This is a genomic window from Limosilactobacillus caecicola, assembly GCF_943192935.1.
Lineage (GTDB): Bacteria > Bacillota > Bacilli > Lactobacillales > Lactobacillaceae > Limosilactobacillus > Limosilactobacillus caecicola.
This window is the reverse complement of the sequence record NZ_CALPCI010000003.1, coordinates 24,519-50,200: the sequence shown is the minus strand read 5'-3', so window position 1 is coordinate 50,200 and position 25,682 is coordinate 24,519. Positions and strand designations below refer to the sequence as shown.

The window sequence follows — 25,682 nt, the reverse complement described above, 5'->3', positions numbered from 1 at the left end:
ACAAAGGAGGGTTTGCGTATGTTAAAAGTTGAAAATTTAAAGAAAAGTTTTGGCGGTCGGCAAATTTTAGACGACGTTAACTTTACGGTTGAGGATGGTAATATTTTAACCATTGTTGGTCCATCTGGAGCCGGGAAAACGACCTTGTTGCGGTGCATTACTGGCTTGGAAACCGCTGATTCGGGTACTTTTATTATCGATGGTCAAAAGTTTAATCCCCAAGATTTAGAAAAATCAGATAATGTGATGGGAGTTGTCTTTCAAGACTTTAACTTGTTCCCTCACTTATCAGTTTTGGAGAACTTAACGCTAGCGCCGATTATGGTCACTAAACAATCCAAGGCAGCGGCCCAAGAACGGGGATTACAATTATTAAAACAATTGGGGTTACAGGATAAGGAAAACCTTTATCCATATCAATTATCTGGTGGTCAAAAACAACGGGTCGCGATCGCGCGGGCTTTGGCAATGCAACCCAAGATTTTGTGTTATGATGAGCCTACGAGTGCGTTGGATCCTAATTTACGTGATGAAGTTGCCAATTTAATTTTAGATTTGAAGGCACAAGGGGTGACGCAATTAGTAGTTACTCACGATATGGAATTTGCCAAGAGGATTGCTGACAAGATGCTGACGGTTCAGGCACTCGATTAGCGTGAGCAAAATTAAAGAGAGGAACGAATCTTATGAGGAAAGCGAAAGCTTGGGTCGCACTAGTTTGCTTATTTATCCCACTTTTGATGTTGGGAGGCTGCGAGAGTGTTACACAACGAGCTAATCACGAAGATACCTGGTCACGAATCCAACGCCGTCACAAAGTGATTATTGGAATTGACGATAGTTTTGTGCCAATGGGATTTCGCCAAAAAAATGGTAAATTAGTTGGTTATGACGTCGACTTGGCGCGGGCAGTCTTCAAACAGTACGGGATTAAGGTTGACTTTCAAACGATCGATTGGTCAATGAAAGAAACTGAATTAAAAAATGGCACGATTGACTTATTATGGAATGGTTATTCGGTCACTCCGCAACGGCAAAAGAAAGTCGCGTTTAGTCGGGTCTATCTACTTAACAAACAAGTGTTAGTCACCAAAAAGAAGGATCATATCAATAACTTTAAGGATATGACTGGGAAGACGCTGGGGGTTCAAAATGGTTCTACTGGGATGACCATGTTGGATGAATATCCGAAATTGTTGAAGGACCGGATTAAGAATCATAAGGCAGTTCTTTATGATACTTTCCCGAATGCCTTTATTGACTTAAATGCTAACCGGATTCAAGGAATTTTGATGGATGAAGTGTATGCTAATTACTACATCCAACACCAGGCGAATAAAAATGCTTATTCCACCTACAGTAGTTCGAAAATGCCAGCTGACAAATTTGCGGTTGGGATGCGAAAAGGTGACAAAACTCTTCGCAAGAAAATTAATCAGGGACTAGAACGACTCCAAAAGAATGGTGAGCTTCGTAAGATTAACCACAAATGGTTTGGAACTAACAGTAATTACCTGGGACCGACAAAATAAATATTTCACAAGAGGCTGAGGGAACTCAGCCTCTTGTTATTTCTAAAATTTGAATGTTACAGCGCAGTGGCCATCCCTGCGGAGGTGGAACGACGAACTAGTTAAGCTAGTTCTGGTTCCCACACTCTTTTGTTTCAGTGACTTTGCTTGTTTTTTAGTGAAAAAATGTTTATGATGTTTCTTGCATTGATTTAGACGGGAAGGGGATTAGGATGCAGATTGATTTAAATACAGGGGTTCGATTACATATCATTCCCTCCCAAAAGTATACGACGAATCGCATTTTGGTAAATTTTGCTGCTCATCAAGGGCACGTTAATAACGCGGCCCGGAATTTATTAGTGAATCTGTTAATCAATGGCTCACAAAACTACCCTGATCAAACGGCCGTGGCACGCCAACTATCTTCATTATATGGGGCTGAACTGGACGGCTATGTCGCCCGATTAGGTTTGGCGCATAACGTTCGTCTTAGTCTTACTTACGTTAATGATCAAATTGTGAATGACTCATTAACGAAAAAAGCAGTTAACTTTCTTCATGAGGTCCTTTTTGCACCATTGCGTGAGGGACAGGTCCTTTCGCCCACCAGTTGGCAACTGCAACGTGATAATCTGGCAGCCACATTAACTTCCTGGGATGATGATAAGCAATACCTCGCGGCTAAGCGGTTATTCAATTTATATTTTTCAGCCGATTCAGTCATGCAAAACCCTGGTACTGGAACTGTCCAGGATGTGATTAGCTTATCCAATGCCGAGTTAATGAATGCTTATCAAGCAATGTTACAAGAGGATCAAATTGACATTATTATTGCGGGAAATGTTGATGTTGAACAAGTCCAAAAGTTATTTGCTGACTGGCCATTACAGCCCCGGCAACCCCTCGGTAGTGAAATTTTCTATCGCCAACTGGTGCTATCGAAAATTCGTCAGGGGATCGGTCAAGAGGCCATTCAGCAGGCAAAATTAGACCTGGCTTATAATTTTCCCGTTTATTTTCTCGATGAGGATTATTACTCAGCAGTTGTAATGAATGGGCTATATGGGGCTAGTCCTTATTCATTATTGTTTAACAACGTTCGTGAAAAAGCGAGCCTCGCTTACTATGCTTCCAGTGGTTATCGGCCGTTTGGTGGGTATTTGTTTGTCCAAACGGGAATTAATAGTAATAATCACGATCAAGCAGAACGGTTAATCCAAGAGCAATTAATGGCGATGCAGGACAACGATATTGATGATGTTCAATTGACACGGATCAAAAATGGTTTGGTCAATGGCATTTTGACAAGTCAAGACAATCAAGGACAGTTGATGGAACGAGCGGTGATCAGTAGTTTGACCGGCCTCACAATTCCAGAAAATTCGGTTGACCGGATTTTAGCAGTTAATCGACACCAGGTAAGTGCGGTTGCTCAAAAAGTAAAATTACAAGCAACGTATTTTTTAAAGTGAGGACATGGACATCATGGTTAAGAAAAAGTATTATGCGCAGTTCCAACAAGCTGTCTACCAGCAAACTTTAGAGAATGGTTTAGATGTTGTGTTGATTCCTCAGCAAGGTTTTAAAAAGACTTATGCAATTTTGACAACGAATTATGGTGCCGTTGATAATCGATTTGTGCCAATTCAACAGGATCAGCTGGTGACTGTTCCGGCCGGCATTGCGCATTTTTTGGAACACAAAATGTTTGAAAAAGCTGATCACGATGCCTTTGATTTGTTTGGTCAGTTTGGTGCTGATGCCAATGCATTTACGAGTTATACACAAACTAGTTACCAGTTTTCTACGGCTCAGCAATTCGCCAAAAACCTGTCAATCCTGTTAGATTTCGTTCAGGATCCTTATTTTTCACGAGCTGGAGTGAAAAAAGAACAGGGGATTATTGGCCAAGAGATTAGAATGTATAATGATAATTCTGATTCACGTTTGTATACTGGAACAATTGCTAATTTATATCCGGCTGATCCGATGAAAAATGATATTGCTGGTACCGAAGAGAGTATCAAGAAGATCACTCCAGAATTGTTAATGCAATGTTACCAGACATTTTACCAACCGAGTAATTTGCGTCTGGTAGTGGTTGGTAATTTAGATGTGGAGCAGACTTTGGGAGTGATTGAACAGTGTGAAAAAGATCGTCAACAGGTCGCACGCAAAATTCAACGAGGACCGCTTATTCAAGATGTCCAAGGCAATGATATCATCGCTAATGGCAGCATTCGAATGCCAATTGGTCGCCCCAAAGCAATGGTTGGTATTCGGGGCCTCAGTCAGTATCCTGATGCGCGAAAACGCCTCAAATACAAATTGGCATGTGAATTGATGTTGGAGCTGCTTTTTGATGATACGACTACTAATTATTTGGACCTCTATAATCAGCAAATCATTGATGATTCATTTGGCTTTAGTTTTGAGATGGAACGTGGCTTTCACTTTGCCACAATCAGCTCTGACACAGATGATCCGGCACGGTTTTTTAATGCTATTCAAAAGATTGCCCGTCATGCCAAAGAAAATCTGGCGAAGATGGATGCTGAATTTGAAAAAACTAAACGTGGTGCCATGGGAAGATTAATCATGAGCCTAAATCTTCCCGAAATGATTGCCAATCGGTATGCTTCATCATTGTTTGGTGAATTAAATATTTTTGATGAACTAGAGATTTTACGTCTGTTAACGCTTGGCGATGTCTATGATGCCTGCCAACAATTATTGGGGCCGCACCGGTTCACTAATTTTACTGTCCAACCGGAAAAGATGTAAGAGATTCTTAGAATTTATCAGCGGTGATCTATGCTATACTATGTCTTGGTTTAAATTAAGAAGAGTGAGGGACTTTTTATGAGTGAAGAACAAGAAAAGCAACTCAATATTGGAAAAAAGCTTAAGGATGCCCGGGTGGCACAGGGGTTAACCTTAGATGATTTACAACAAGCCACGAAAATCCAAAAGCGCTATTTAATTGCCATTGAAGACGAAAAGTTCGATGAATTACCTGGGGATTTCTATGTCCGGGCGTTCATTAAGCAATATGCTAATACCGTTGGCCTTGACGGTAATGAATTATTAAAGGAATATGACGATTACCTCCCAAAGGCCAAGACGGAAGACTATTCTGCTCATTTGAATGAAGCAGTTGAAAGTCGTCGGGGAGCTAACCGACCGACTACTGTGGACCGCATTGAAGGCCTGAGAAGGTACCTGCCGACAATCATCATTAGTGTGATTGTGATTGTCATTTTAGCAGCAATTTGGGTAACCGCGATTGCCAGAAATCACAATGAATCTTCTAAAATTGATAGCAGTTCCGTTTCTGTTTCTGGTGAATCTAGCAAGAAGCAATCTTCTTCTGCTAAGAAGTCTTCCAGCAAAAAGAGTAAATCTACCTTGAAGTTGACACAGACTTCCCGGACTTCTAGTACGGTTGCTTATCGTTCTAATAAGTCTTTAAGCAAGGCCACCAAATTAGTGGTTTCTACAAGTGGAACGTCAACGAATAGCGTTGTTGTTGATGGTACGACGCGGCTAAGCAAGACGATGGCTGCCAATGGCAAAGAATCAATCACCATTGCAAAAACAGCACGAACGATTACGATTCGAGTTGGTAATGCTCGGAATACCAAGATTAAGATTGGTAACCAAACGTTAGACTTTACTGATAATAACCGTTACCCATCCACACGGGTAATTACGATTACGCTGGGGAGCACCACCAGCTCGAGCAGTAGTTCTAGCTCACAAAGTACCACCAGTTCCACAACTACTCGTGGTACAACCACCGCTAATACCACCAGCAGTAGCCGGACTACTTCTACCACTGGCACCGTTCAAAATCGTCAGTCAACAACGACTGCTAATAGTACCCAAACTTCTACAACAAGTAGTACTCGGACGACGCAACAATAGTTTATTTACTAGGGAGGATTTGTTTTGAATTTACCAAACAAACTGACGATTGTCAGATTGATCATCATTCCATTTTTCTTAATTTTAATGGTGGTACCATTCGGTTGGGGAAATGTGAGTTTCTTGGGAGCGACGGTTCCGATCGCTCAGTTGATCGCGACTATCTTATTTATCGCGGCAACGATTACCGATAATCTGGATGGGCGGATTGCACGGCGGGATCATCTGGTGACAAATTTTGGTAAATTCACCGATCCGTTAGCAGATAAGTTATTGGTAATGACGGCGTTTATTGTTTTAACGGCTAGTCATGCGGTTCCTGCCTGGGTAACTTGTATAATTATTTGGCGAGAACTTTCCGTTACTGGGTTACGGTTATTGATTGTTGAACAAAATGGACAAGTTCTTGCCGCCAAAATGCCCGGAAAAATTAAAACGACTACTCAGTTTATTGCGATCATCTTTTTACTGTTGCATAATGCAATTTTTGCCCTTTGGAACATTCCATTTGGTCAAATCATGTTATACATTTGCCTCTTCTTTACGGTATATTCCGGGGTTGATTACTTTATCCAAGGTCGGGGTGTTTTTGCCGACGGGTTTAAATAAATATCAAGGCTGTTGAAATAATTAGTTATTTCGCAGCTTTTTTTCGTCTTTAAATACTGGAGGAACTATTAATGGAAGCAGAAATTATCTCAGTTGGTACTGAAATTACTTTAGGCCAAATTACCAATACCAATGCGCGCTTTTTAGCTGATCAATTACGTCAATTGAATATTAAAGATTACTGGCAAACGACGGTTAACGATGATCGGCAACGGATCATCGCAGCAATTCATCAGGCAGCGCAACGGGCGGAGTTAATTTTTATCTGTGGTGGGTTAGGCCCAACCCAAGATGATGTTACAATGGCAAGTGTTGCGGATGCAGTGGGGGCCGACTTGAAACTTGACCAAAAGTATTGGGAACAATTACAAGCTGATTTTAAGCAACGGGAAGTTGCATTGGCCCCTGAAAACATTCGCCAAGCATATTATTTAGGCGGTGGAGAGGCCCTGCCTAATCCAGTAGGGTTGGCATTAGGTTCCCTGATTCAACAAGGCGCGCATACCTATGTCGTTTTGCCTGGACCACCGCGTGAATTTAAGGCGATGGTAGAGAAGAGTCTTCTTCCCCGATTGCACCAATTAGCAGACAACCAAACCATTGCGAGTTTGAATTTGCATTTTGTTGGATATCCCGAATCAACCTTGATGGATGATATCCAGGAAATTATCGGCACTGCTGGTCCTGTGGTGGCCACCTCCTATGTCCAACCGGGTGAAACGCAGGTTCGGTTAACAGTTTTTGATCAGCAATGTGACACCGCCCAACAACTCTTAAAGACGGCAGAAGCAAAAATTATCGCGCAATTAGGTAAGTATTATTATGGAACTGGTAACGAGATCACTTTGGCGGGACAGGTTGTTAAGGAGCTAAAAAAACGTGATTTAACGGTCTCAGCTGCTGAAAGCTTAACCGGGGGATTGTTTCAAGCCACAATTTGTGGCGTTCCAGGCGCATCTAATGTTTTTGCTGGTGGCTTTGTCACCTATGCTACCGAAATGAAAACAAAGTTATTGGGTATTCCAGCTGAAAAAATCGCTCAATACAGTGTTGTCAGTGGAGAAGTTGCTGGTGCTATGGCAGCCCGTAGTCGACAATTGACGGGTGCTGAGATTGGGGTCGGCTTTACGGGAGTAGCAGGGCCAGATGGACTAGATGGTCATCCAGTGGGCGAAGTCTGGATTGGGGTGCAGTTTGGAGAACAAATCATCACTAAACAACTGCATTTGTCCCAACGAATGGGTCGTCAAGCAATTCGTCAGCAAAGTGTTCAACGCGGTTTGTTGATGCTTCACCACTTATTACAATCACAAAAATAGTGCGAACATTGGTTCGACTTTTCCTTGTAATTTGGTTAAAAACTGATATCATTAAATTAGGTTCCTGATTAAAAGGAGGAAAATAATGGCAGATCAAAGAAAAGCGGCATTAGATAATGCCCTCAAGAAAATTGAAAAGAACTTTGGTAAGGGTTCGATTATGCGGATGGGTGATGCCGCCGACACACAAATCGCTACCATTTCAAGTGGTTCATTAGCCATTGATGATGCGCTTGGTGTAGGTGGTTATCCTCGTGGCCGCATTATTGAAATGTATGGTCCAGAAAGTTCTGGTAAGACGACAGTTGCCTTGCATGCAGTTGCTGAAGTGCAAAAGCAAGGTGGGACTGCTGCCTATATCGATGCAGAAAATGCCCTGGATCCACAATATGCCCAAGCTCTTGGGGTTGATATTGATAACTTGTTGCTATCACAACCTGATACTGGTGAACAGGGGCTTGAAATTGCTGATGCACTAATTGCTAGTGGTGCTGTTGACATCGTAGTGGTTGATTCAGTAGCTGCTCTAGTTCCCCGGGCTGAAATTGAAGGTGAAATGGGTGACACTCACGTTGGGTTGCAAGCTCGGTTAATGTCACAGGCTTTGCGAAAGCTTTCTGGTGAAATTAATAAAACCAAGACAATTGCTATCTTTATCAATCAAATTCGTGAAAAAGTTGGTGTCATGTTTGGTAACCCTGAAACGACGCCAGGTGGACGCGCATTGAAATTTTATTCGACAATCCGAATGGAAATTCGTCGTGGTGAACAGTTAAAAAATGGTACGAATGTCATTGGTAACCGTGCCAAAATTAAAATTGTGAAGAACAAGGTTGCGCCGCCATTTAAACGGGCTGAAGTTGACATTATGTATGGTACCGGGATTTCGAAGACCGGTGAATTGCTTGACATGGCTGCTGACAAAGATCTTGTTAAAAAGAGTGGTGCTTGGTATTCATATGGTTCTGAACGGATTGGTCAAGGACGGGAAAACGCGAAGAAGTGGTTGGAAGCTCACCCTGATCAAATGCAGACCCTGATGACCAAAGTTCGCGAAGCATATAATATGCCCGTTAGTGATGAGGAAAAACAACAAGCTGAACAAGACTCTACGGAAAGCAAGCAAGAGACGATTGAAGAGGCAACAGAAGAATAAAGAACTTAAGCAGAATTGGTGACGTCATCAATTCTGTTTTTACAATTATGACGGCATTATTGACACCCCCTAAAACAAAGTTTAAAATTGAGTCTGTGCGTGTTTCTGCACGTAATTTTATAAATTGATTGATGAGATCACAACTCAATAGTTGATTTGGAGGGGTCAAAATGATTATATTGACGGCCATCATCGCTATTGTTGCTTGTTTTTTTGGCTATTTCATTCGCAAGATGATTGTTGAGCGTCAAGTGGAACAAGCTAAAAATAATGCTAAGGAAATTATTTCATCGGCTAAAAAAGAAGCGGCAACTCAAAAAAAAGAGGCCATTTTAGAGGCCAAAGAAGAAAGTCACCGCTATCGTGAAAGCGTAGAACAGGACTTGCAGGATCGCCGTCAGGAAGTTCAAAAACAAGAGGAACGGTTGATTCAGCGGGAAAATACGTTAGATCGGAAGGATAGTGCCTTAGAAGATCGTGAAAATGTAATTAGTTCTCGGGAATCTAAATTAGATGAAAAACGGGAACAAGTTCAAAAAGATCATGAACAAGTAGCAAATTTGATTAAGCAGCAAACCCAAAAATTACAGGAAGTTGCTGGCTTAAGTGAGGATCAAGCCAAAACGATTTTACTGGACAAGTTGAAGGATGAACTGGTAGTAGAACGTGACAAGATGATCCGTGAAAGCGAAGAAGATGCGCAATTAACAGCAGAAAAAAAGGCAAAGAGTTTAATTGTTAGTGCGATCCAGCGGAGTAGTGCTGACATGGTATCTGAAGCAACGGTTTCCGTTGTTAACTTACCAAACGATGACATGAAAGGTCGGATTATTGGTCGTGAAGGTAGAAACATCCGAACTCTTGAAACACTGACGGGGATTGATTTGATTATTGATGATACTCCAGAAGCAGTGGTTTTGAGTGGATTTGATCCAGTCCGGCGTGAAATTGCCAAAATGGTATTGGAACGGTTGATTCAAGATGGGCGGATTCATCCTGCTCGTATCGAGGAAGCGGTGGAAAAAGCCCGCAAGGATATGGATGCACAACTTCGTGAAGTTGGTGAAGAAACGATTTTTGATCTTGGAATTCACCGGATGCATCCAGACTTGATTAAAACGATTGGTCGGATGAAGTATCGTACTAGTTATGGTCAAAATGTTCTTCAACACTCGATTGAAGTCGCAAAATTGACGGAAATTATGGCTGCTGAGCTTGGTGAAGATACGACATTAGCTAAGCGTGCCGGCTTATTGCATGATATTGGTAAAGCAATTGATCATGAGGTTGATGGCTCTCACGTGGAGTTGGGTGTGGAATTAACGCGGAAGTATAAAGAAAATCCAGTTGTGATTAACACTATCGCTTCACATCATGGAGATGTTCCGGCTACCTCAACGATTGCTGTCCTTGTTCAAGCTGCTGATGCTATTTCAGGTGCGCGGCCAGGTGCGCGGAGTGAGTCATTAGATGAATACATTCAACGATTGAAGCAGTTGGAAGAAATTGCTAATCGTCATAAAGGTGTTGACCATAGTTATGCTATTCAAGCGGGGCGTGAAGTACGTGTGATTGTCAAGCCAAAGAAGGTTTCAGATAATCAAGCGGCAGCGTTGTCCCATGATATTAAGCATGAAATTGAAGATCAGCTTGAATACCCAGGACATATTAAAGTGACGGTCATCCGTGAAGTCCGGGCTGTTGATTATGCGAAATAAGAAAAAGCTGGGATATCATCCCCAGCTTTTTTAGTTTAAAATAAGGCGTAAAGAATCTTTTAAAATTAGACGGGGTGAGTAGGTTGGCCAAAAAATTAACACCAATGATGGAACAATATCAAAAGGTCAAGGATCAGTATCCTGATGCTTTTTTATTTTATCGGTTGGGTGACTTTTATGAACTATTTAATGATGATGCAGTAAAGGGTGCTCAATTGCTTGAATTAACCTTGACTAGTCGTAGTCACAGTGCCAAGAATCCGATTCCCATGTGTGGGGTTCCCCACCGCGCAGTTGACAATTATGTAGATATCCTAATTGATAAGGGCTATAAAGTTGCAATCTGTGAACAAATGGAAGACCCTAAAAAGGCGAAGGGAATGGTCAAACGGGCAGTGACCCGATTAGTGACTCCAGGAACACAAATGGATCTGAAGGGTGATCAGGCACAAAGCAATAATTACTTAACTGCTATCGACTATGATGGTCAGGATTATTGCTTAGCTTATACGGATCTTTCAACTGGTGAATTGAAAACAACAACTTTTCAGCACCAAAGTGAATTAATGAATGAACTGATTAATTTACAAACACGGGAAGTTGTTCACTTGACCGATTTACCTGCCAAGATTGTTGAACAATTAAAGCAACGCAATATTTTAATATCAACCCAGTCAGACATTTCAACACAATCAGAGGTTAACTACCTTACCCAAAACTTGACTGATGAGCATCAACGGCACACCGTTGCTATTTTGGTTTCCTATCTGCTCACCACCCAAAAACGCTCACTTGCGCATATGCAGTTGGCGCAATCTTATCAACCCAGTGCTTATATGAAAATCGATCACTATTCCAAAACTAATTTAGAATTAATGACGAATATGCGCAGTGGCAAACGTCAAGGAACGCTTGTCTGGCTCCTTGATGAGACTAAGACTGCGATGGGAAGTCGGTTGTTAAAACGGTGGCTTGATCGGCCACTAATTAAAGTCGATCAAATTGAAGAGCGACAGGATAAAGTTCAAGTGTTGTTGGATAACTACTTTGAACGTAAAAACTTACAAGAAGAACTGATTAAGGTTTATGACCTGGAACGACTTGCTGGCCGAGTGGCATATGGCAGTGTTAATGGACGCGACTTAATTCAATTAAAGACATCCTTGCAGCAGGTGCCAAAAATTAAATATATTTTGGAGACGATGGATTCACCAGTGTTTGATGAGCTGGTGAATAAAATGGATCCACTGGAAGACATTGCGAATTTAATTGATGAATCAATTATCGATGACCCGCCGATTTCGGTTACTGAAGGTGGGGTTATTAAGGACCATTACAATGATCAATTAGATCGCTATCGCGATGCGATGAGTAATGGGAAGCAATGGATCGCTGATCTTCAGCAACGGGAACGGGAAGCGACCGGGATTAATAACTTGAAAATCGGCTATAATCACGTCTTCGGTTACTATATCGAAGTCACCAAGGTTAACCTGAGCAAGTTGCCTCAAGACCGGTATGAACGAAAACAAACCTTAACCAATGCGGAGCGTTTTTCGACACCTGAACTAAAAGAGAAAGAAGCCTTAATTCTCGGGGCTCAGGAAAAATCAACCGCTCTGGAATATGATCTATTTGTTGAAGTTCGTGAACAAGTCAAAGCGGCGATTGAACGCCTTCAAAAACTCGCTGGTGCATTATCCGAACTGGATGTTCTGCAAAGTTTCGCGGTGGTTTCGGAGGATTATCATTTTGTCCGTCCACAATTAAATCATGATCACCAGTTAATGATTAAGAATGGCCGTCACCCGGTCGTGGAAAAATTTATGGGCCACCAAGAATATGTCCCAAATGACGTGTTGATGGGTAACGATACGGACATTTTATTGATTACGGGACCTAACATGTCAGGGAAAAGTACCTACATGCGTCAACTAGCTTTATCTGCTGTGATGGCGCAGATGGGCTGTTTTATCCCAGCGGACGAGGCCAATTTACCAATTTTTGATCAAATTTTTACGAGAATTGGTGCCGCCGATGATCTAGTTTCAGGAGAGAGTACCTTCATGGTTGAAATGATGGAGGCAAATAATGCCTTACAACATGCGACGGCGAATAGTTTGATTCTGTTTGACGAAATTGGTCGCGGGACGGCAACCTATGATGGAATGGCCTTGGCACAGGCGATTATTGAGTATGTTCATGACAATGTTCATGCTAAAACGCTGTTTTCAACCCACTATCATGAGTTGACGAGTTTAGAAGGCCAGTTAACTAAATTAAAGAATGTGCATGTTGGGGCGACGGAAGAAAATGGTCAATTAATCTTCCTTCATAAGGTCTCAGCAGGCCCGGCGGATAAATCTTATGGGGTTCACGTTGCTAAGTTAGCGGGAATGCCTAGTTCGCTTTTAAAGCGGGCCAACCAGATTTTAGCGGGGTTAGAAAAAGAGCATGAAAATGATTATGCAGACGTGCAGACTGCTCACCAGGCGGCTGACGAACAGGTCCAAACCGTCAATGAGTCATCGTCGTCTAATGTAGATCAGTCACCAGCTAATTTAACCGCAGAAGAAAATGGCCAATTAGAATTGTTCACGCCTGCACCGACTCAGCAACTACCAAAGAAGCAGGCCAAGTTATTATCACAAATTAAGGACTTAGACTTAATGAGCATGACACCGATGGATGTCATGAATCAAGTCTACCAGTGGCAGCAGAAGCTAAAGTAAGGGTGAATTAGATTTGGGGAAAATACATGTCTTAAATACAGTTTTAGCGGATCAAATTGCTGCTGGTGAAGTCATTGAACGCCCGGCATCAATTGTTAAAGAATTGGTCGAAAATTCGTTAGATGCGGGTAGCCAGCGAATTGACGTCCTCGTGACTAAAGCGGGCCTTGGCGAAATTCGGGTCATTGATGATGGTAGTGGGATTGCTAATGATGACGTCAAAGAAGCCTTTAAACGTCATGCAACTAGCAAAATCACCTCCCGTCAAGACCTCTTTCGGGTCCAGACGATGGGATTCCGTGGCGAAGCCCTGCCTAGTATTGCTTCTGTTGCAGATGTAGTTATGAAAACCGCGACCGGTAATGAGCAGTCGGGGACAATGATTCACCTTCATGGTGGTCAGGTTGCCGAATGTACTGCGGCTGCAGCACGTCGGGGGACCGATGTCACCGTCAAAGAACTCTTCTTCAATACTCCCGCCCGGTTGAAATATTTGAAATCACCACATACCGAACTTAGTCGCATGGTGGATATTATTGACCGTTTGGCTTTGTCGCATCCGGACGTGGCAATTACGTTTACTCATGATGGAAAAGAATTGTTTCGTTCCGCAGGTAATGGTAACCTTCAGCAGGTGATTGCGGCCATTTATGGAGTGAAGGTTGGGCGAAAAATGTTGCCAATTCATGGAAAAGATAATGATTTTGAAGTTAGTGGCTACATTTCGTTACCAGAATTAACCAGGGCCAGTCGCCAATATCTGACCATCACAATTAATCATCGTTACATTCGTAATTTTCAGTTAGCAAAAGCAGTGATTGCTGGTTATGGTTCTAAGTTAATGGTTGGGCGGTACCCAGTAGTGGCAATCAATATTGATTTAGATCCTTTATTAGTGGATGTGAACGTTCATCCTGCCAAACGTGAAGTACGGTTAAGCAAGGAACCACAGTTATCAACGCTGATTAGTGAGACCATCCGTCAAGCAATTGGCCGGCAGAATTTAATTCCTGATGTGGGAACACGTGCTGGCGATTTATTAGAAAAACGGCTACCTGCAACTGATTCGGTTCAGGAGATGACAGGCCATTATCATGGAAAATTCGGCGACTCACCAAAACCGGGATCTGCCGTGCAAGCGGCGCTCCAGCCTGCTGAAACAGTATCAAATAACCCCGTTGCGGCAGATGGAGCAGATAGTAATGTTACTGACCCAATCATTATCCATAACCGGGCTGAATTACACCAGCCAGCACTGCAAAAATTCGATGAGCGTTACCAAAATGAAAGTATCCCGACCTTTGAGACTGGCAATCCGACTTTGGAAGAGTCAACAGCAGAATTCCATTCAGAAGAAGTCAGTTTGGCGATTGATGATCAATCTAATGAGGCTGAAGAACGTTTTCCGGACTTGCAATATATTGGCCAACTGCAGGGCACCTTCTTGTTAGCCCAGGCTTCTGATGGCTTGTATATTGTTGATCAACATGCGGCTCAGGAGCGGGTTAACTATGAACGGTTTCGACGGGAAATTGGTGAAGTCTCCGCGGATCAACAAAATTTTCTGCAACCGCTAGTGCTGAATTATTCGGTTCCGGATGCTTTAAAGATTAACGATCACCTTGATGTTTTGTCCCAGGTTGGAATCAAGCTCCAACCATTTGGGCAAAATAGCTTTCTCCTATCAAGCCACCCGGTCTGGTTTATTGATGGCCAAGAAGAGGCGACCGCACGTGAAATGATCGATTGGGTCATTGCCAATGGTGAATTAACGGTTACTGAATTTCGTGCGAAAACGGCCATTATGATGAGTTGTAAGCGGGCAATCAAGGCCAATCACCACCTTGATGATTTGCAAGCCAAGGCGCTTTTAAAGAAGCTGCCTGCTTGTGAGAATCCTTTTAATTGCCCACATGGTCGACCGGTCCTGATCCATTTTACGGACACTGATTTAGAAAAATTGTTTAAACGAATTCAAGAAAGTCATCAACCGTTTGCCAATGACTTTGATGACCATGAGTATTAGAGGTACAAAGATGTATGAGTATTTAATTGGTACAATTACCACTGCACAACCAGATGCAATTATCATCGAAGTGGGTGGGGTTGGATATCGAGTTCAGGTTGCTAACCCGTACAGTTTTGAAATGAATCACCCGAATGTGAAAGTATTTATCTACCAAGCGGTTCGCGATGATGACATTAGTTTGTTTGGCTTTCACAGTAGTGATGAGAAACGATTATTTCAAAAATTATTAAATGTTTCTGGAATTGGTCCCAAAAGTGCCTTAGCAATTTTGGCCAATCCGGATCATGCTGGCTTGGTGGAAGCAATTGCCAACAATAACGTTGGCTATATTACTAAGTTCCCCGGAATTGGCAAGAAAACTGCCTCACGGATTATCATTGAGCTGCAAGATAAGGTTGATTCGCTATTGCCGACCTTTGACCTGCAGCAAGAAACGATGAATGTTCCACAAGCGGATCAGGTGAATACTGAATTGGCGGATGCATTGGCCGCTTTAAAGGCTCTGGGTTATCCTGAAAAAGACGTTAAAAAAGTCAAAAGGGCCCTTCTGAAAGAAAATTCGTTGTCCACGGACCAATACCTGCGTAGGGGGCTCAGTCTCCTAAGTTAATCGAAAGGAGTTGAAAACGCGTGAGTGAAGAACCAAATATCATGTCTGGTCAATCAGCTGGTGATGATGAGAACCTGGTGGAAAAAAGCTTGCGGCCCCAGACATTAACTGATTATATTGGCCAAACCAAAATCAAAAGAGAGCTTCAGGTCTATATCAAAGCTGCTAAATCACGGGAAGAAGCCTTAGATCATGTTTTATTGTATGGTCCGCCTGGCCTGGGGAAGACGACTTTAGCAATGGTAATTGCTCATGAAATGGGTGTGCATATCAAAACAACGAGTGGTCCAGCAATTGAAAAACCTGGTGACTTGGTTGCTTTACTGAATGAGTTGCAACCCGGCGATGTGTTATTTATTGATGAAATTCACCGACTTCCTAAGGTTGTCGAAGAAATGTTGTACTCAGCCATGGAAGATTTTTATATCGATATCGTGGTTGGGGAAGGTCCAACCGCCCATCCGGTTCACTTTCCGTTGCCGCCATTTACGTTGATTGGAGCGACCACGAGAGCTGGAATTCTATCAGCACCATTACGTGATCGGTTTGGGATTGTTGAACACATGGCATACTACAACGCGGATGAATTAAATCAAATTATTATCAGAAGTGCGGGAATTTTCCAAACTAAAATTGATGACTCCGGGGCCCATGAACTGGCCCTTAGATCCCGTGGAACACCGCGAATTGCGAACCGCCTATTAAAACGGGTCCGCGATTTTGCACAGGTCGCTCAAAAACCAGCGATTGATTCCGATATCGTTACTAAGGCCTTGAATTTGTTACAGGTTGACGATCAGGGACTGGACGAAGTGGATCGCAAAATGTTGATGACTATGATTAACTTTTATCATGGTGGTCCGGTTGGGGTAAAAACGATTGCCGCTAATATTGGTGAAGAGGTGGACACCATCGAATCCATGTATGAACCTTATTTATTGCAAATTGGCTATCTTTCGCGAACGCCACGGGGCCGGGTGGTAACTCCCGCAGCTTATCAACATTTAGGAATCGAATACCCGCATGATCAAAGGTAAAGGAATATGCAAACAATCTTTCAAATTCAAAAAGGTTTTGAAAATCAACGCATTCGTTCAGGTGTTTTGACAACTGACCATGGTGTCATTCAGACGCCAACCGTCATACCATATGCCAAATTGGGGACGGTGAGTCCATTAACCAATGCTGAGTTAAAAGAGATTGGTTGCCAAGGTTTGGCCACTGACATTCTGCCACTGACGATTCAACCGGGGGTTGAAGTGCTAAAGGCGAGCGGCTCGCTTGCTAATTTTATTAATTGGCCGGGACCATTAATTTCGTTTGTTGATGAGTTCCCTGTGATGCAAAAGGTTAAAAAGAATGCTGCTGAATTAGGCATTCGTTATCAAGAACCATTTACGAAAGCTAACCGGCGAATGAACGGGACCCAGGCGCAAATGATTCAAAAGCTTGGTCGAGCCGACGTTCAAATGCCACTCTTTCAAACGCCAGATTATTATGCACCCGTGGATGATCTTCAATTGGCTGTTCAGTTAAATCAAACTTGGCAAAAACAGTTTGGTGGTGAATGGGGTGTGGTGACTGGTGCGGGCCTCAAAACGTTACGTGAAGAAAGCATTCATGATCTTGACCAATGCACAGGGTACCTGATTGCCGGTTTACCAACTGAACTTGATGAATGGCAACGAATTGTGACGGTCGTTTGTGACCTCTTACCAGCTGATTGTTTGCGAATGGTGGTCGTTGATAGCTGGTCGAAAGAATTATTGGCATTAGCATTAGGAATTGATGTGGTGATTTCCGTGGCGGAGATTCAGGGTGCGCATCGTGGTGAAGCATTTACCAAGCGAGGCATTTTTAAACTTGGTTATGAAAAATTTGCCACTAGTATGGAGAATTTACCTATTCATGGAGAGGGGAGCGTCAGTTACGCACTGCTCCATTATTTACATCATCAGCAGGATTCGTTGGGTGATCATTTGTTAGGACTTTATAATTGGCAATCAACCAATCAACTGGTTGGTCGTTTCCGTCAGCAAATTGAAAGTGCCCAAGGGGACGCTGTTGCCCGAATTTTTCAACTTGCTGCAAAGGTTGCCGCAGATAATTAGTAGCAATTTGATAGCTTTTTTGTTATTCTTAAGAGTGTATTAATTTTAGAAGGGATGAAGTGTTTTGAATAGCCAAAGTATGTCAAGTATCATCTTGATTTTATTATTGTTGGTGTTTATGTATTTCTTTATGATCCGTCCGCAACAAAAGCAACGGAAAGAACACCAAGCAATGATGAGCAAGTTGCGTCCTGGTGACGAAGTGGTTACAATTGGCCGCCTCCATGGTGTGGTTAGCGAAGTTAACGAAGAAGAGAAGACAGTCACTCTCGACTGTGAAGGTATTTACCTCACGTTCGATTTGGTTGCCATCCAACGGGTGGTTTCTGCTAAGTCTGCTTCACAAACTGCTACTAAAACGACTAATGATCAACCAGAAGCAAGCAAGGAAGATCAAGCTTCCCAAGCTACTCCTGAAAAAGAAGCAGCCGCAGATGATACAGCTACAGATGATAACGATACAGATTCAGCCCACTAACGGTTGCTGTGCAATTAGGTTATCAAATAATCGCAAAGAGAGGCTGGGGTTAACTCAGGCTCTCTTTTATTTCAAATTCATCCTACAAATTAAAGAGGAGAAAAAATGGACATTTTAGACCAAATTTATCAAGAAATCAAAAAATATCCGAAAATTATTATTCACCGTCATCAACGTCCTGATCCGGATGCCTTTGGCTCCCAAGTTGGTCTGGCGGAGATTATTAAGGCTTCTTTTCCGTACAAAGAAGTGTATGTGGTTGGAAAAGACTTTCCTAGTCTGAATTGGATCGGTAAAATGGACGATTTAAATTCAGCAGAATTTCAGGATGCTTTAGTAATTGTGGTTGATACAGCTAATGCTCCACGCATTGACGACCGGCGTTTTGATAATGGTGATCAATTAATTAAGATTGATCACCACCCTAATGATGAGCCATTTGGCGATTTAATGTGGGTTCAACCAGAGGCTTCGAGTTGTTCAGAAATGATTTACGATTTCTACCAACGCTTTGCAGAAGAATTAAAATTACCAAAGAAGGCAGCTAATGCCCTTTATGCGGGCATTATTGGTGATACTGGACGGTTTTTATATCCAGCAACGACTGCCCGCACAATGTTAGTTGCCGGAGCGTTAATTGCCCATGGTGCGGATGCTGCCGCAATCAGTCAACGCGAGAATCAAATTTCAATGTCAGTAGCTCATCTATCTGCGTATGTTTATGACAATTTAACGATTTCATCTAGCGGAGCCGGTTACGTGGTGCTGAGCACAGAAGTTCTCAAGCGGTTTGGCTTGACGGAAGCTGGAACTTCAGCGGTGGTTTCGTTGCCAGGGCGTCTGGAGGAAGTAAAGGCTTGGGCAATTTTTGTCGAACAAGAAGACGGTCATTACAGGGTACGGCTTCGTTCCAAAGGCCCGGCAATTAATGAACTTGCTAAAAATCACGATGGTGGTGGGCATGCACTTGCCAGTGGTGCTAAAGCAAAGGATCTTTCTGAAATTAATCAAATCGTTGAAGAGCTTGAGGCATTAACAAGTCAAAAATAGATTGAGAGGAAGTTAACATGAGTGCAACGTTTGCAGATTTTAATTTAAAGCCATGGTTAGCTCCAGCCTTAAAGGATATTCATTTTGTACAGCCAACTCCGGTCCAAGAGAAAGTCATTCCCGAAATTTTACAAGGGAAAAATGTGGTGGGCCAATCACAAACCGGTTCGGGGAAAACCCATGCATTTCTCCTCCCCATCTTTTCGATGATGGATCCAACGCTCCAGGAAGTACAGGCAGTGATCACTGCCCCCAGTCGTGAGTTGGCATACCAAACCTATCAGGCGGCTAAGCAATTAAATAAATATGCTCCGCAACCATTTACGATTCACAATTACGTTGGTGGTACGGATAAGGAGCATCAAATTGAACAATTAAGTCGGAAACAGCCCCAGTTGGTCATTGGAACCCCGGGAAGAATTCTAGATTTGATTAATTCCAATGCTTTAGATATCCATAAGGCCAATCAATTTGTAATCGATGAAGCGGACATGACACTAGATATGGGATTCTTGGAACAAGTTGACCAGATTGCTAGTCACTTTCCAGAGAAGCTTCAGATGATGGTCTTTTCAGCAACGATCCCCGTCGGCTTGCGACCATTCCTGAAAAAGTATCTTGAAAATCCAGTCGTTGAAGAAATCCCAACTGAAACGGTGATTAACCCCAATGTGGAAAATTGGTTGATGTCGACCAAGGGACGAGACAAAAATCAATTAATTTACCAATTATTGACGCTTGGCGAACCGTTTTTGGCGTTGGTCTTTGCGAATACCCGTGAACGGGCGACGGAAATTTATGATTATTTGACAGAGCAAGGCTTAAAAGTTGCCTTAGTCCATGGTGGATTAGAACCACGCGAACGGAAAAAGATGATGCGGCAGATCCGCAACATGGATTTCCAATACGTTGTGGCAACAGATTTAGCGGCGCGTGGAATTGACATTAATGGGGTTTCCTTAGTAATAAATGATGATATCCCAACTGATCTTGAGTATTTCATTCACCGTGTGGGCAGAACTGGTCGTGGCAATTTAAAGGGGACGGCCATCACACTGTATGCGCCAGCCGAAGATGACCTCATTGAAAAGCTCGAAGATCGGGGCATTAAATTTATCCCGAAAGTTTTAACTAATGGTCGGATTAAGACTACGTATGATCGAAATCGTCGGCAATCGTACAAGCGCCGTAAGCAAGCGCTGGATCCGGTGATGAAGGGCTTTGTCAAGAAGACTAAAAAGAAGGTTAAGCCGGGATACAAGAAACGGATTAAAAATAAGATTAAAGAAGAGGCTCGTCAACAAGCTAAACAAGAGCAACGTCACAAAATGCGGAAAGCCAAGCGGGCGCGCCAACGACAGCACCGCGCTGAACGGCAAAAGCAACAATTTGGTCGTTGATTTTGTGGTGTTGGAAGGTTATAATTATGCCGTCTGGGACATGACCGCACTAGTGCAATGTTCAGAGAGACCCTGGTTGGTGCAAGGGGTTCGGTGCTAGGAGAGGTTGCTCCCCAGGTTAAACAGAATAATAACTCCCAAATGGGAATAAAGAGGTTAACGATCCATCGTTGCAAACAGAGTGGTACCGCGCTTGTTGCGTCTCTGTGTGCAGGGGTGGATTTTCTTTTGGAGGGAAAGTAGCTATGAAAAAACTCAAAAAGCTGAATAGTGCTCAAGTCCGGCGGATGTATTTGGACTTCTTTATTCAGCATGGCCATCAAGAAATGCCTAGTCGTTCGTTAGTACCAGTGAATGATCCGACATTGTTATGGATTAATTCTGGTGTGGCAACGATGAAGAAGTACTTTGATGGCAAAGTGGTTCCAGATAACCCGCGGATGACAAGTTCGCAAAAGAGTATTCGGACGAATGATATTGAAAACGTTGGTAAAACCGCTCGCCACCATACGATGTTTGAAATGTTGGGTAATTTTTCGGTTGGTGATTACTTTAAAAAGGAAGTCATTCCTTGGGCTTGGGAACTGCTAACCAGTGATGAATGGTTCGGCTTTGATCCCGAGAAATTATACATTACTTACTATCCAAAGGATCATGAAGCATACAATTATTGGCGTGAAGCCGGCGTTGCGGAAGACCACCTAATTCAAAATCAGGATAACTTCTGGGATATTGGTCAAGGTCCATCAGGTCCAGATACAGAAATTTTCTATGATCGTGGTCAGGAAATGAATAATGTTCCCGAAGATGATCCAGAAAATTACCCTGGTGGAGAAAATGAACGTTACCTGGAAATTTGGAACATCGTCTTTAGTCAGTTCAACCACACCCCAGAAGACACCTATGAACCATTACCCCATAAGAACATTGATACGGGGATGGGTTTGGAACGGGTGGTTTCCATTTTTGAAAATGCCCCAACCAACTTTGAAACTGACCTCTTTTTGCCACTAATCAAGCAAACCGAATCGTTTAGTGATGGTAAAAAGTATGGCGAAAATGCGGCTGATGATATTCAATTCAAGATCATTGCCGATCATATTCGGACGATTACTTTTGCAATCGGGGATGGTGCATTACCTTCCAATATGGGCCGTGGCTACGTCATTCGGCGACTATTACGGCGTGCGGTTGTCGCTGGTAAGAAACTGGGAATTGACGAACCATTCCTCGCGAAAATGGTGCCAACAGTTGGTGAGATTATGAAGGATTACTATCCTGATGTCTTAGATAATGCCGACTATATTGCTTCGGTTATTAAGTCTGAAGAAGACCGGTTCAGCGCAACGTTGAATGGTGGATTAAATCTGTTAAATAACGTGATTGCGGAAGCCAAGGAAAATGGTACTAACGAAATTGATGGGCGCACCGCATTTAAGTTATATGACACTTATGGGTTCCCAATCGAATTGACCAAAGAATATGCAGCCGATGAGGGCCTGAATGTCGACCAAGCTGGTTTTGAGGCAGCAATGACCGAACAACAGAATCGTGCCCGGAACGCCCGCGATATTGATAATGGGATGGGGGTTCAAACTGATGTCTGGACTGAATTTAAAGAACCAAGTAAGTATGTTGGTTATGATCAATTGACCGTAGATGCTGCGAAGGTAATTGGCCTCGTTCAAGATGGTCAACATGTTGACGAAGCGGATCCTAGTGCAGATGATATTGAAGTGATTTTTGATGTGACGCCATTCTATGCTGAAATGGGTGGCCAAGTTGCTGATACTGGTGACATCATTGATAACTATGGCAAAAAGGTTGGCCGCGTTGTTGATGTCCAACACGCACCAAACCAACAAAACCTCCACCGGGTAAAATTAACCTCACCGTTGAAGAAGGGGGCTAAATACCGTTTAGTCGTCGATCGTGCTCGTCACTTAAAGATCGAGAAAAACCACACGGCCACCCACTTGCTTGACCAAGCTTTGCGGAATGTCTTAGGTGGTCATACACAACAAGCAGGTTCACTAGTCGAAGAACACTACTTACGCTTTGACTTTAACCACTTTGGCCAAGTGACAGCTAAAGACCTGAAAGCCGTGGAAAAGATGGTTAACGAACAAATTTGGCGGGAGATCCCTGTAACAACCGTTGAAACTGACATTGATTCGGCTAAGGAAATGGGTGCAATTGCGTTATTCTCCGACAAATATGGTGATAAAGTGCGGGTTGTTAAAATCGGTGATTTTAATACCGAATTTTGTGGTGGTGACCACGTTAAAAATACCAATGAACTTGGTCTCTTTAAGATTGTCTCTGAAGCTGGTGTGGGTGCTGGCGTTCGGCGAATTGAAGCGGTCACCAGTAGTGATGCTTTCAAATTCTTACAAGATCGCGTTGATCTTTTGAACCAAGTTTCTGGTGATCTCAAGATCAGCCAAGAACAAGAGGTTCCACATCGGGTTCAAGAATTACAGACACAATTGAAGGACCTGCAAAAGGCGAATGAAGATTTACAAGCCAAAATCGCTGCACAACAAGCTGGACAAGTCTTTGACAATGTCCAAGATACTAAGCAGGGAACCTTGATTGCTGCTGAAATTAACGTGGCTGGAATGGGACAATTACGTCAACTTGCTGACCAATGGCGGCAAAAGAACCTTTCAGATATCCTGGTTCTCGGGACTGCTAATGGCGAAAAGGCCAATTTGTTAGTTGCCGTGAGCGATGAAAAATCGCAGACGATCAAGGCAGGAGATTTGATCAAGGCAATTGCTCCAGCAATTAATGGTGGCGGCGGTGGTCGCCCAACGTTGGCCCAAGCGGGTGGTAAGAAACCAGCTGGAATTCAAGATGCGTTAAGCCAAGCCGTTGAATATTTAAATAATTAATAATTTAGAGGGGTGAGATGAAGAAATTATGATCTCATCCCTTCTTTAATAGCCAAATATGTTATACTTTTACTATTAGTAATTCAAAAGGAGGTTAACTTGATGGCAAATGATGAAACAATGTTCTTCAATTTTGATGAACAACACGAAAAAAACGTCAAAGAGACCTTAAAAACTGTATATAATGCCCTTGAAGAAAAGGGATACAACCCGATTAACCAAATTGTTGGATACCTGTTGTCTGGTGATCCTGCCTATATTCCACGGTTAAACAATGCACGGAACTTAATTCGCGAACACGAACGTGACGAAATTATCGAAGAACTAGTTCGTTCGTATCTTGCTAATAACGGAGATAAGTAATGCGGTTATTGGGATTGGATGTTGGTTCAAAAACGGTTGGTGTTGCGGAAAGTGATCCGCTAGGTTGGACAGCGCAGGCTGTTGAAATTATTCCAATTGACGAAGATAATGAGATTTTTGGAATTGACCGGATTGCTGAACTCGTCAAAGATCGTCAAGTTGCGGGCTTCGTGTTGGGATTGCCGAAAAACATGAATAACACGGAGGGACCACGGGTTGAGGCTTCACGACATTATGGTGAATTACTTCAACAGCGATTTCCAAATTTACCAATTGACTTTCAAGATGAACGGCTCACGACAGTGCAGGCACACCGAATGTTGGTAGAAGAAGCCGATGTTTCACGTCGGAAGCAAAAAAAGGTCATTGATGAGTTGGCGGCTAGTTTAATCTTGCAAAACTATTTGGACCGGCATGGTAAATTAGTACAAAAGTTGTGAGGTGCTAAAGATGGCAAAAATTCAACCCGAAGATAAGGGTGAAGTTTTTACCCTGATTGATGAAAAGGGTAATGAGGAGTTATACAAGGAAGCGCTCCGCTTTCAAGCCGATAATTCTGATAAATGGTATATTTGTTTGTACCCGGTTGATCAAGAAAATGCTGAAGAGGTTAATGTTCAAGCATTTGAAATGGTTCCTGGTGCAGATGAGGATGAGGATATCCAATTAATGCCAATCGAAAGTGATGATGAGTGGGACATGGTCCAACAGGTCATTAATACTTTCATTGATGATGATGGTAATTTTAATTTTTAATTACGATTGATAATTTGCAAATAGAAAAGGCTGGGGAAGGTCCCAGTCTTTCTGTTTTTAAAGTTGTTTTGCAAGCTGAATTGCTTTCCTGGTATTGGCAAAGTGTAATTTAGCAAACTGACCAAGGTTTTTACCGTCATGGAGTAACTTGGCGGCAATTTGGTCGACCTTACTACCTGCTCCAATGGGTAAGGTCATGCCGGCAGTTGCCGAAAGCTCATCCATCGTTTGTAGTGACACGTAACGAGCAACGATTGAAGCAGCAGCGACTGCCAGGTGGTATGATTCACCCTTTTCTTTAAAGTAGACATTGTGACTGATAATGGGTGACTGGTCTTTCAGATAGTTAAAGTAAGTTTGGGGCTTGACAAATTGATCAACCAAGAGAGCGTCTGGCGTTTGTGGCGCAATTTTTTGAATCACCTTGCCCAGGACATAATTGTGACAAATTGCTTTCAGTTGTGCTTGGTTGTATTGTTTAATCAACCGGTTATAATCAAGGGGCTTGATGTTCACTACATGGTATGGACAAGTTGCCATTACTTGTTTAGCAATTTTGATGATTGTCGGGTCGGTTAATTTTTTGGAGTCCTCCACTCCTAGTTTTTGTAACGTTGGTTGACGCTCAGCATCGACAAACACCGCTGCAGTCGTGAGGGGGCCAAAGTAGCTTCCTGTCCCCACTTCATCAGAACCAATTACTGCGAGACTGGCGAAATTGGTCGGTAAATTGGATGCTTTCTGTAATTGACGAACATTATTAGTTTGTTGGGTTTTAACTGAATCCAGTGTTTGCCAACGTTCCGCTTCTTGTTGGGCCAATTTTCCTTGAAACATCACCTTGCCAGAATTATATCCGGTAATGGAGACGCCGGGGATTTTGGCCTGAAAATAAGTTCCCTTTGGTAAGTCGGTTTGAGGAATGGTGGTGTAATGCTGAGCAAGTTTCTTGAGCTCCTGTGGTGTGACTTTTAATACAACTGTCATAATGTGGCTCCTTTAAATTATTTAGA

General features: G+C 42.7%; 22 protein-coding genes. 21 read left to right on the top strand and 1 reads right to left on the bottom strand.

Features of this window, described 5'->3' with window-relative positions:
* Positions 1 to 18: 18 nt before the first annotated feature.
* The 21 genes from NFR43_RS05410 to NFR43_RS05310 all read left to right on the top strand — a co-directional run bounded on the left by NFR43_RS05410 (position 19) and on the right by NFR43_RS05310 (position 24,669).
* Positions 19 to 654 carry an amino acid ABC transporter ATP-binding protein gene (locus NFR43_RS05410; protein ID WP_251547220.1) on the top strand — a complete coding sequence of 212 codons (636 nt, stop codon included), beginning with the start codon at positions 19 to 21 and terminating at the stop codon, positions 652 to 654.
* A gap of 32 nt (positions 655 to 686) precedes the next feature.
* Complete coding sequence (locus tag NFR43_RS05405) at positions 687 to 1,532, top strand: amino acid ABC transporter substrate-binding protein (RefSeq protein WP_251547218.1); 846 nt, start codon at positions 687 to 689, stop codon at positions 1,530 to 1,532.
* Between the two features lie 212 nt (positions 1,533 to 1,744).
* Entirely contained in the window at positions 1,745 to 2,986 is a 1,242-nt protein-coding gene (gene yfmF / locus NFR43_RS05400; protein WP_251547216.1) for an EF-P 5-aminopentanol modification-associated protein YfmF, read from the top strand.
* Between the two features lie 13 nt (positions 2,987 to 2,999).
* A complete protein-coding gene (yfmH, locus tag NFR43_RS05395; RefSeq protein WP_251547214.1) occupies positions 3,000 to 4,298 on the top strand; it encodes an EF-P 5-aminopentanol modification-associated protein YfmH in 1,299 nt (432 codons plus the stop codon).
* Positions 4,299 to 4,376: 78 nt separating this feature from the next.
* Positions 4,377 to 5,441: a helix-turn-helix domain-containing protein gene (locus NFR43_RS05390; RefSeq protein ID WP_251547212.1), complete on the top strand. Its 1,065-nt coding sequence runs from the start codon at positions 4,377 to 4,379 to the stop codon at positions 5,439 to 5,441.
* A 24-nt stretch (positions 5,442 to 5,465) separates the two neighbouring features.
* On the top strand, positions 5,466 to 6,050 hold the full coding sequence (pgsA, locus tag NFR43_RS05385) for a CDP-diacylglycerol--glycerol-3-phosphate 3-phosphatidyltransferase (RefSeq protein WP_251547210.1): 585 nt from the start codon (positions 5,466 to 5,468) through the stop codon (positions 6,048 to 6,050).
* Positions 6,051 to 6,121: 71 nt separating this feature from the next.
* Positions 6,122 to 7,369, top strand: a complete 1,248-nt coding sequence (locus NFR43_RS05380; protein ID WP_251547208.1) for a competence/damage-inducible protein A — start codon at positions 6,122 to 6,124, stop codon at positions 7,367 to 7,369.
* 85 nt (positions 7,370 to 7,454) lie between these two features.
* A complete protein-coding gene (recA, locus tag NFR43_RS05375) occupies positions 7,455 to 8,525 on the top strand; it encodes a recombinase RecA (protein WP_251547206.1) in 1,071 nt (356 codons plus the stop codon).
* 170 nt (positions 8,526 to 8,695) lie between these two features.
* Positions 8,696 to 10,243, top strand: coding sequence for a ribonuclease Y (rny, locus tag NFR43_RS05370; RefSeq protein WP_251547205.1), 1,548 nt, complete (start codon positions 8,696 to 8,698; stop codon positions 10,241 to 10,243).
* 83 nt (positions 10,244 to 10,326) lie between these two features.
* Entirely contained in the window at positions 10,327 to 12,975 is a 2,649-nt protein-coding gene (mutS, locus tag NFR43_RS05365; protein ID WP_251547204.1) for a DNA mismatch repair protein MutS, read from the top strand.
* Between the two features lie 13 nt (positions 12,976 to 12,988).
* The gene (mutL, locus tag NFR43_RS05360) at positions 12,989 to 15,001 is read left to right on the top strand and encodes a DNA mismatch repair endonuclease MutL (RefSeq protein WP_251547202.1); all 2,013 of its coding nucleotides are present in this window, start codon (positions 12,989 to 12,991) and stop codon (positions 14,999 to 15,001) included.
* A 10-nt stretch (positions 15,002 to 15,011) separates the two neighbouring features.
* Positions 15,012 to 15,614, top strand: a complete 603-nt coding sequence (ruvA, locus tag NFR43_RS05355) for a Holliday junction branch migration protein RuvA (RefSeq protein WP_251547200.1) — start codon at positions 15,012 to 15,014, stop codon at positions 15,612 to 15,614.
* A gap of 41 nt (positions 15,615 to 15,655) precedes the next feature.
* Entirely contained in the window at positions 15,656 to 16,651 is a 996-nt protein-coding gene (gene ruvB, locus NFR43_RS05350) for a Holliday junction branch migration DNA helicase RuvB (protein ID WP_251547592.1), read from the top strand.
* 6 nt (positions 16,652 to 16,657) lie between these two features.
* Positions 16,658 to 17,725, top strand: a complete 1,068-nt coding sequence (locus NFR43_RS05345) for a tRNA-guanine transglycosylase (protein ID WP_251547198.1) — start codon at positions 16,658 to 16,660, stop codon at positions 17,723 to 17,725.
* A 79-nt stretch (positions 17,726 to 17,804) separates the two neighbouring features.
* Complete coding sequence (yajC, locus tag NFR43_RS05340) at positions 17,805 to 18,203, top strand: preprotein translocase subunit YajC (RefSeq protein WP_251547590.1); 399 nt, start codon at positions 17,805 to 17,807, stop codon at positions 18,201 to 18,203.
* Between the two features lie 105 nt (positions 18,204 to 18,308).
* The gene (locus tag NFR43_RS05335; protein WP_251547196.1) at positions 18,309 to 19,253 is read left to right on the top strand and encodes a DHH family phosphoesterase; all 945 of its coding nucleotides are present in this window, start codon (positions 18,309 to 18,311) and stop codon (positions 19,251 to 19,253) included.
* Positions 19,254 to 19,270: 17 nt separating this feature from the next.
* Complete coding sequence (locus NFR43_RS05330; protein WP_251547194.1) at positions 19,271 to 20,653, top strand: DEAD/DEAH box helicase; 1,383 nt, start codon at positions 19,271 to 19,273, stop codon at positions 20,651 to 20,653.
* 245 nt (positions 20,654 to 20,898) lie between these two features.
* Complete coding sequence (gene alaS, locus NFR43_RS05325) at positions 20,899 to 23,550, top strand: alanine--tRNA ligase (protein ID WP_251547192.1); 2,652 nt, start codon at positions 20,899 to 20,901, stop codon at positions 23,548 to 23,550.
* Positions 23,551 to 23,649: 99 nt separating this feature from the next.
* The gene (locus NFR43_RS05320) at positions 23,650 to 23,913 is read left to right on the top strand and encodes an IreB family regulatory phosphoprotein (RefSeq protein WP_251547190.1); all 264 of its coding nucleotides are present in this window, start codon (positions 23,650 to 23,652) and stop codon (positions 23,911 to 23,913) included.
* Positions 23,913 to 24,353, top strand: a complete 441-nt coding sequence (gene ruvX / locus NFR43_RS05315) for a Holliday junction resolvase RuvX (RefSeq protein ID WP_251547188.1) — start codon at positions 23,913 to 23,915, stop codon at positions 24,351 to 24,353. The genes NFR43_RS05320 and ruvX overlap by 1 nt, the downstream gene beginning before the upstream one ends.
* Positions 24,354 to 24,363: 10 nt before the next feature.
* A complete protein-coding gene (locus NFR43_RS05310; protein WP_251547186.1) occupies positions 24,364 to 24,669 on the top strand; it encodes a DUF1292 domain-containing protein in 306 nt (101 codons plus the stop codon).
* A 57-nt stretch (positions 24,670 to 24,726) separates the two neighbouring features.
* Here NFR43_RS05310 and rnhC read toward each other — a convergent pair whose 3' ends face one another.
* Positions 24,727 to 25,656 carry a ribonuclease HIII gene (gene rnhC / locus NFR43_RS05305; protein ID WP_251547184.1) on the bottom strand — a complete coding sequence of 310 codons (930 nt, stop codon included), beginning with the start codon at positions 25,654 to 25,656 and terminating at the stop codon, positions 24,727 to 24,729.
* Between the last annotated feature and the right edge of the window lie 26 nt (positions 25,657 to 25,682).

Coding starts and splice junctions, on each gene's coding strand:
- NFR43_RS05410 (WP_251547220.1), top strand. CDS start 19: ATGTTAAAAGTTGAAAATTTAAAGAAAAGTTTTGGCGGTCGGCAAATT.
- NFR43_RS05405 (WP_251547218.1), top strand. CDS start 687: ATGAGGAAAGCGAAAGCTTGGGTCGCACTAGTTTGCTTATTTATCCCA.
- yfmF (WP_251547216.1), top strand. CDS start 1,745: ATGCAGATTGATTTAAATACAGGGGTTCGATTACATATCATTCCCTCC.
- yfmH (WP_251547214.1), top strand. CDS start 3,000: ATGGTTAAGAAAAAGTATTATGCGCAGTTCCAACAAGCTGTCTACCAG.
- NFR43_RS05390 (WP_251547212.1), top strand. CDS start 4,377: ATGAGTGAAGAACAAGAAAAGCAACTCAATATTGGAAAAAAGCTTAAG.
- NFR43_RS05380 (WP_251547208.1), top strand. CDS start 6,122: ATGGAAGCAGAAATTATCTCAGTTGGTACTGAAATTACTTTAGGCCAA.
- recA (WP_251547206.1), top strand. CDS start 7,455: ATGGCAGATCAAAGAAAAGCGGCATTAGATAATGCCCTCAAGAAAATT.
- rny (WP_251547205.1), top strand. CDS start 8,696: ATGATTATATTGACGGCCATCATCGCTATTGTTGCTTGTTTTTTTGGC.
- ruvA (WP_251547200.1), top strand. CDS start 15,012: ATGTATGAGTATTTAATTGGTACAATTACCACTGCACAACCAGATGCA.
- ruvB (WP_251547592.1), top strand. CDS start 15,656: ATGTCTGGTCAATCAGCTGGTGATGATGAGAACCTGGTGGAAAAAAGC.
- NFR43_RS05345 (WP_251547198.1), top strand. CDS start 16,658: ATGCAAACAATCTTTCAAATTCAAAAAGGTTTTGAAAATCAACGCATT.
- yajC (WP_251547590.1), top strand. CDS start 17,805: ATGTCAAGTATCATCTTGATTTTATTATTGTTGGTGTTTATGTATTTC.
- NFR43_RS05335 (WP_251547196.1), top strand. CDS start 18,309: ATGGACATTTTAGACCAAATTTATCAAGAAATCAAAAAATATCCGAAA.
- NFR43_RS05330 (WP_251547194.1), top strand. CDS start 19,271: ATGAGTGCAACGTTTGCAGATTTTAATTTAAAGCCATGGTTAGCTCCA.
- alaS (WP_251547192.1), top strand. CDS start 20,899: ATGAAAAAACTCAAAAAGCTGAATAGTGCTCAAGTCCGGCGGATGTAT.
- ruvX (WP_251547188.1), top strand. CDS start 23,913: ATGCGGTTATTGGGATTGGATGTTGGTTCAAAAACGGTTGGTGTTGCG.
- NFR43_RS05310 (WP_251547186.1), top strand. CDS start 24,364: ATGGCAAAAATTCAACCCGAAGATAAGGGTGAAGTTTTTACCCTGATT.
- rnhC (WP_251547184.1), bottom strand. CDS start 25,656: ATGACAGTTGTATTAAAAGTCACACCACAGGAGCTCAAGAAACTTGCT.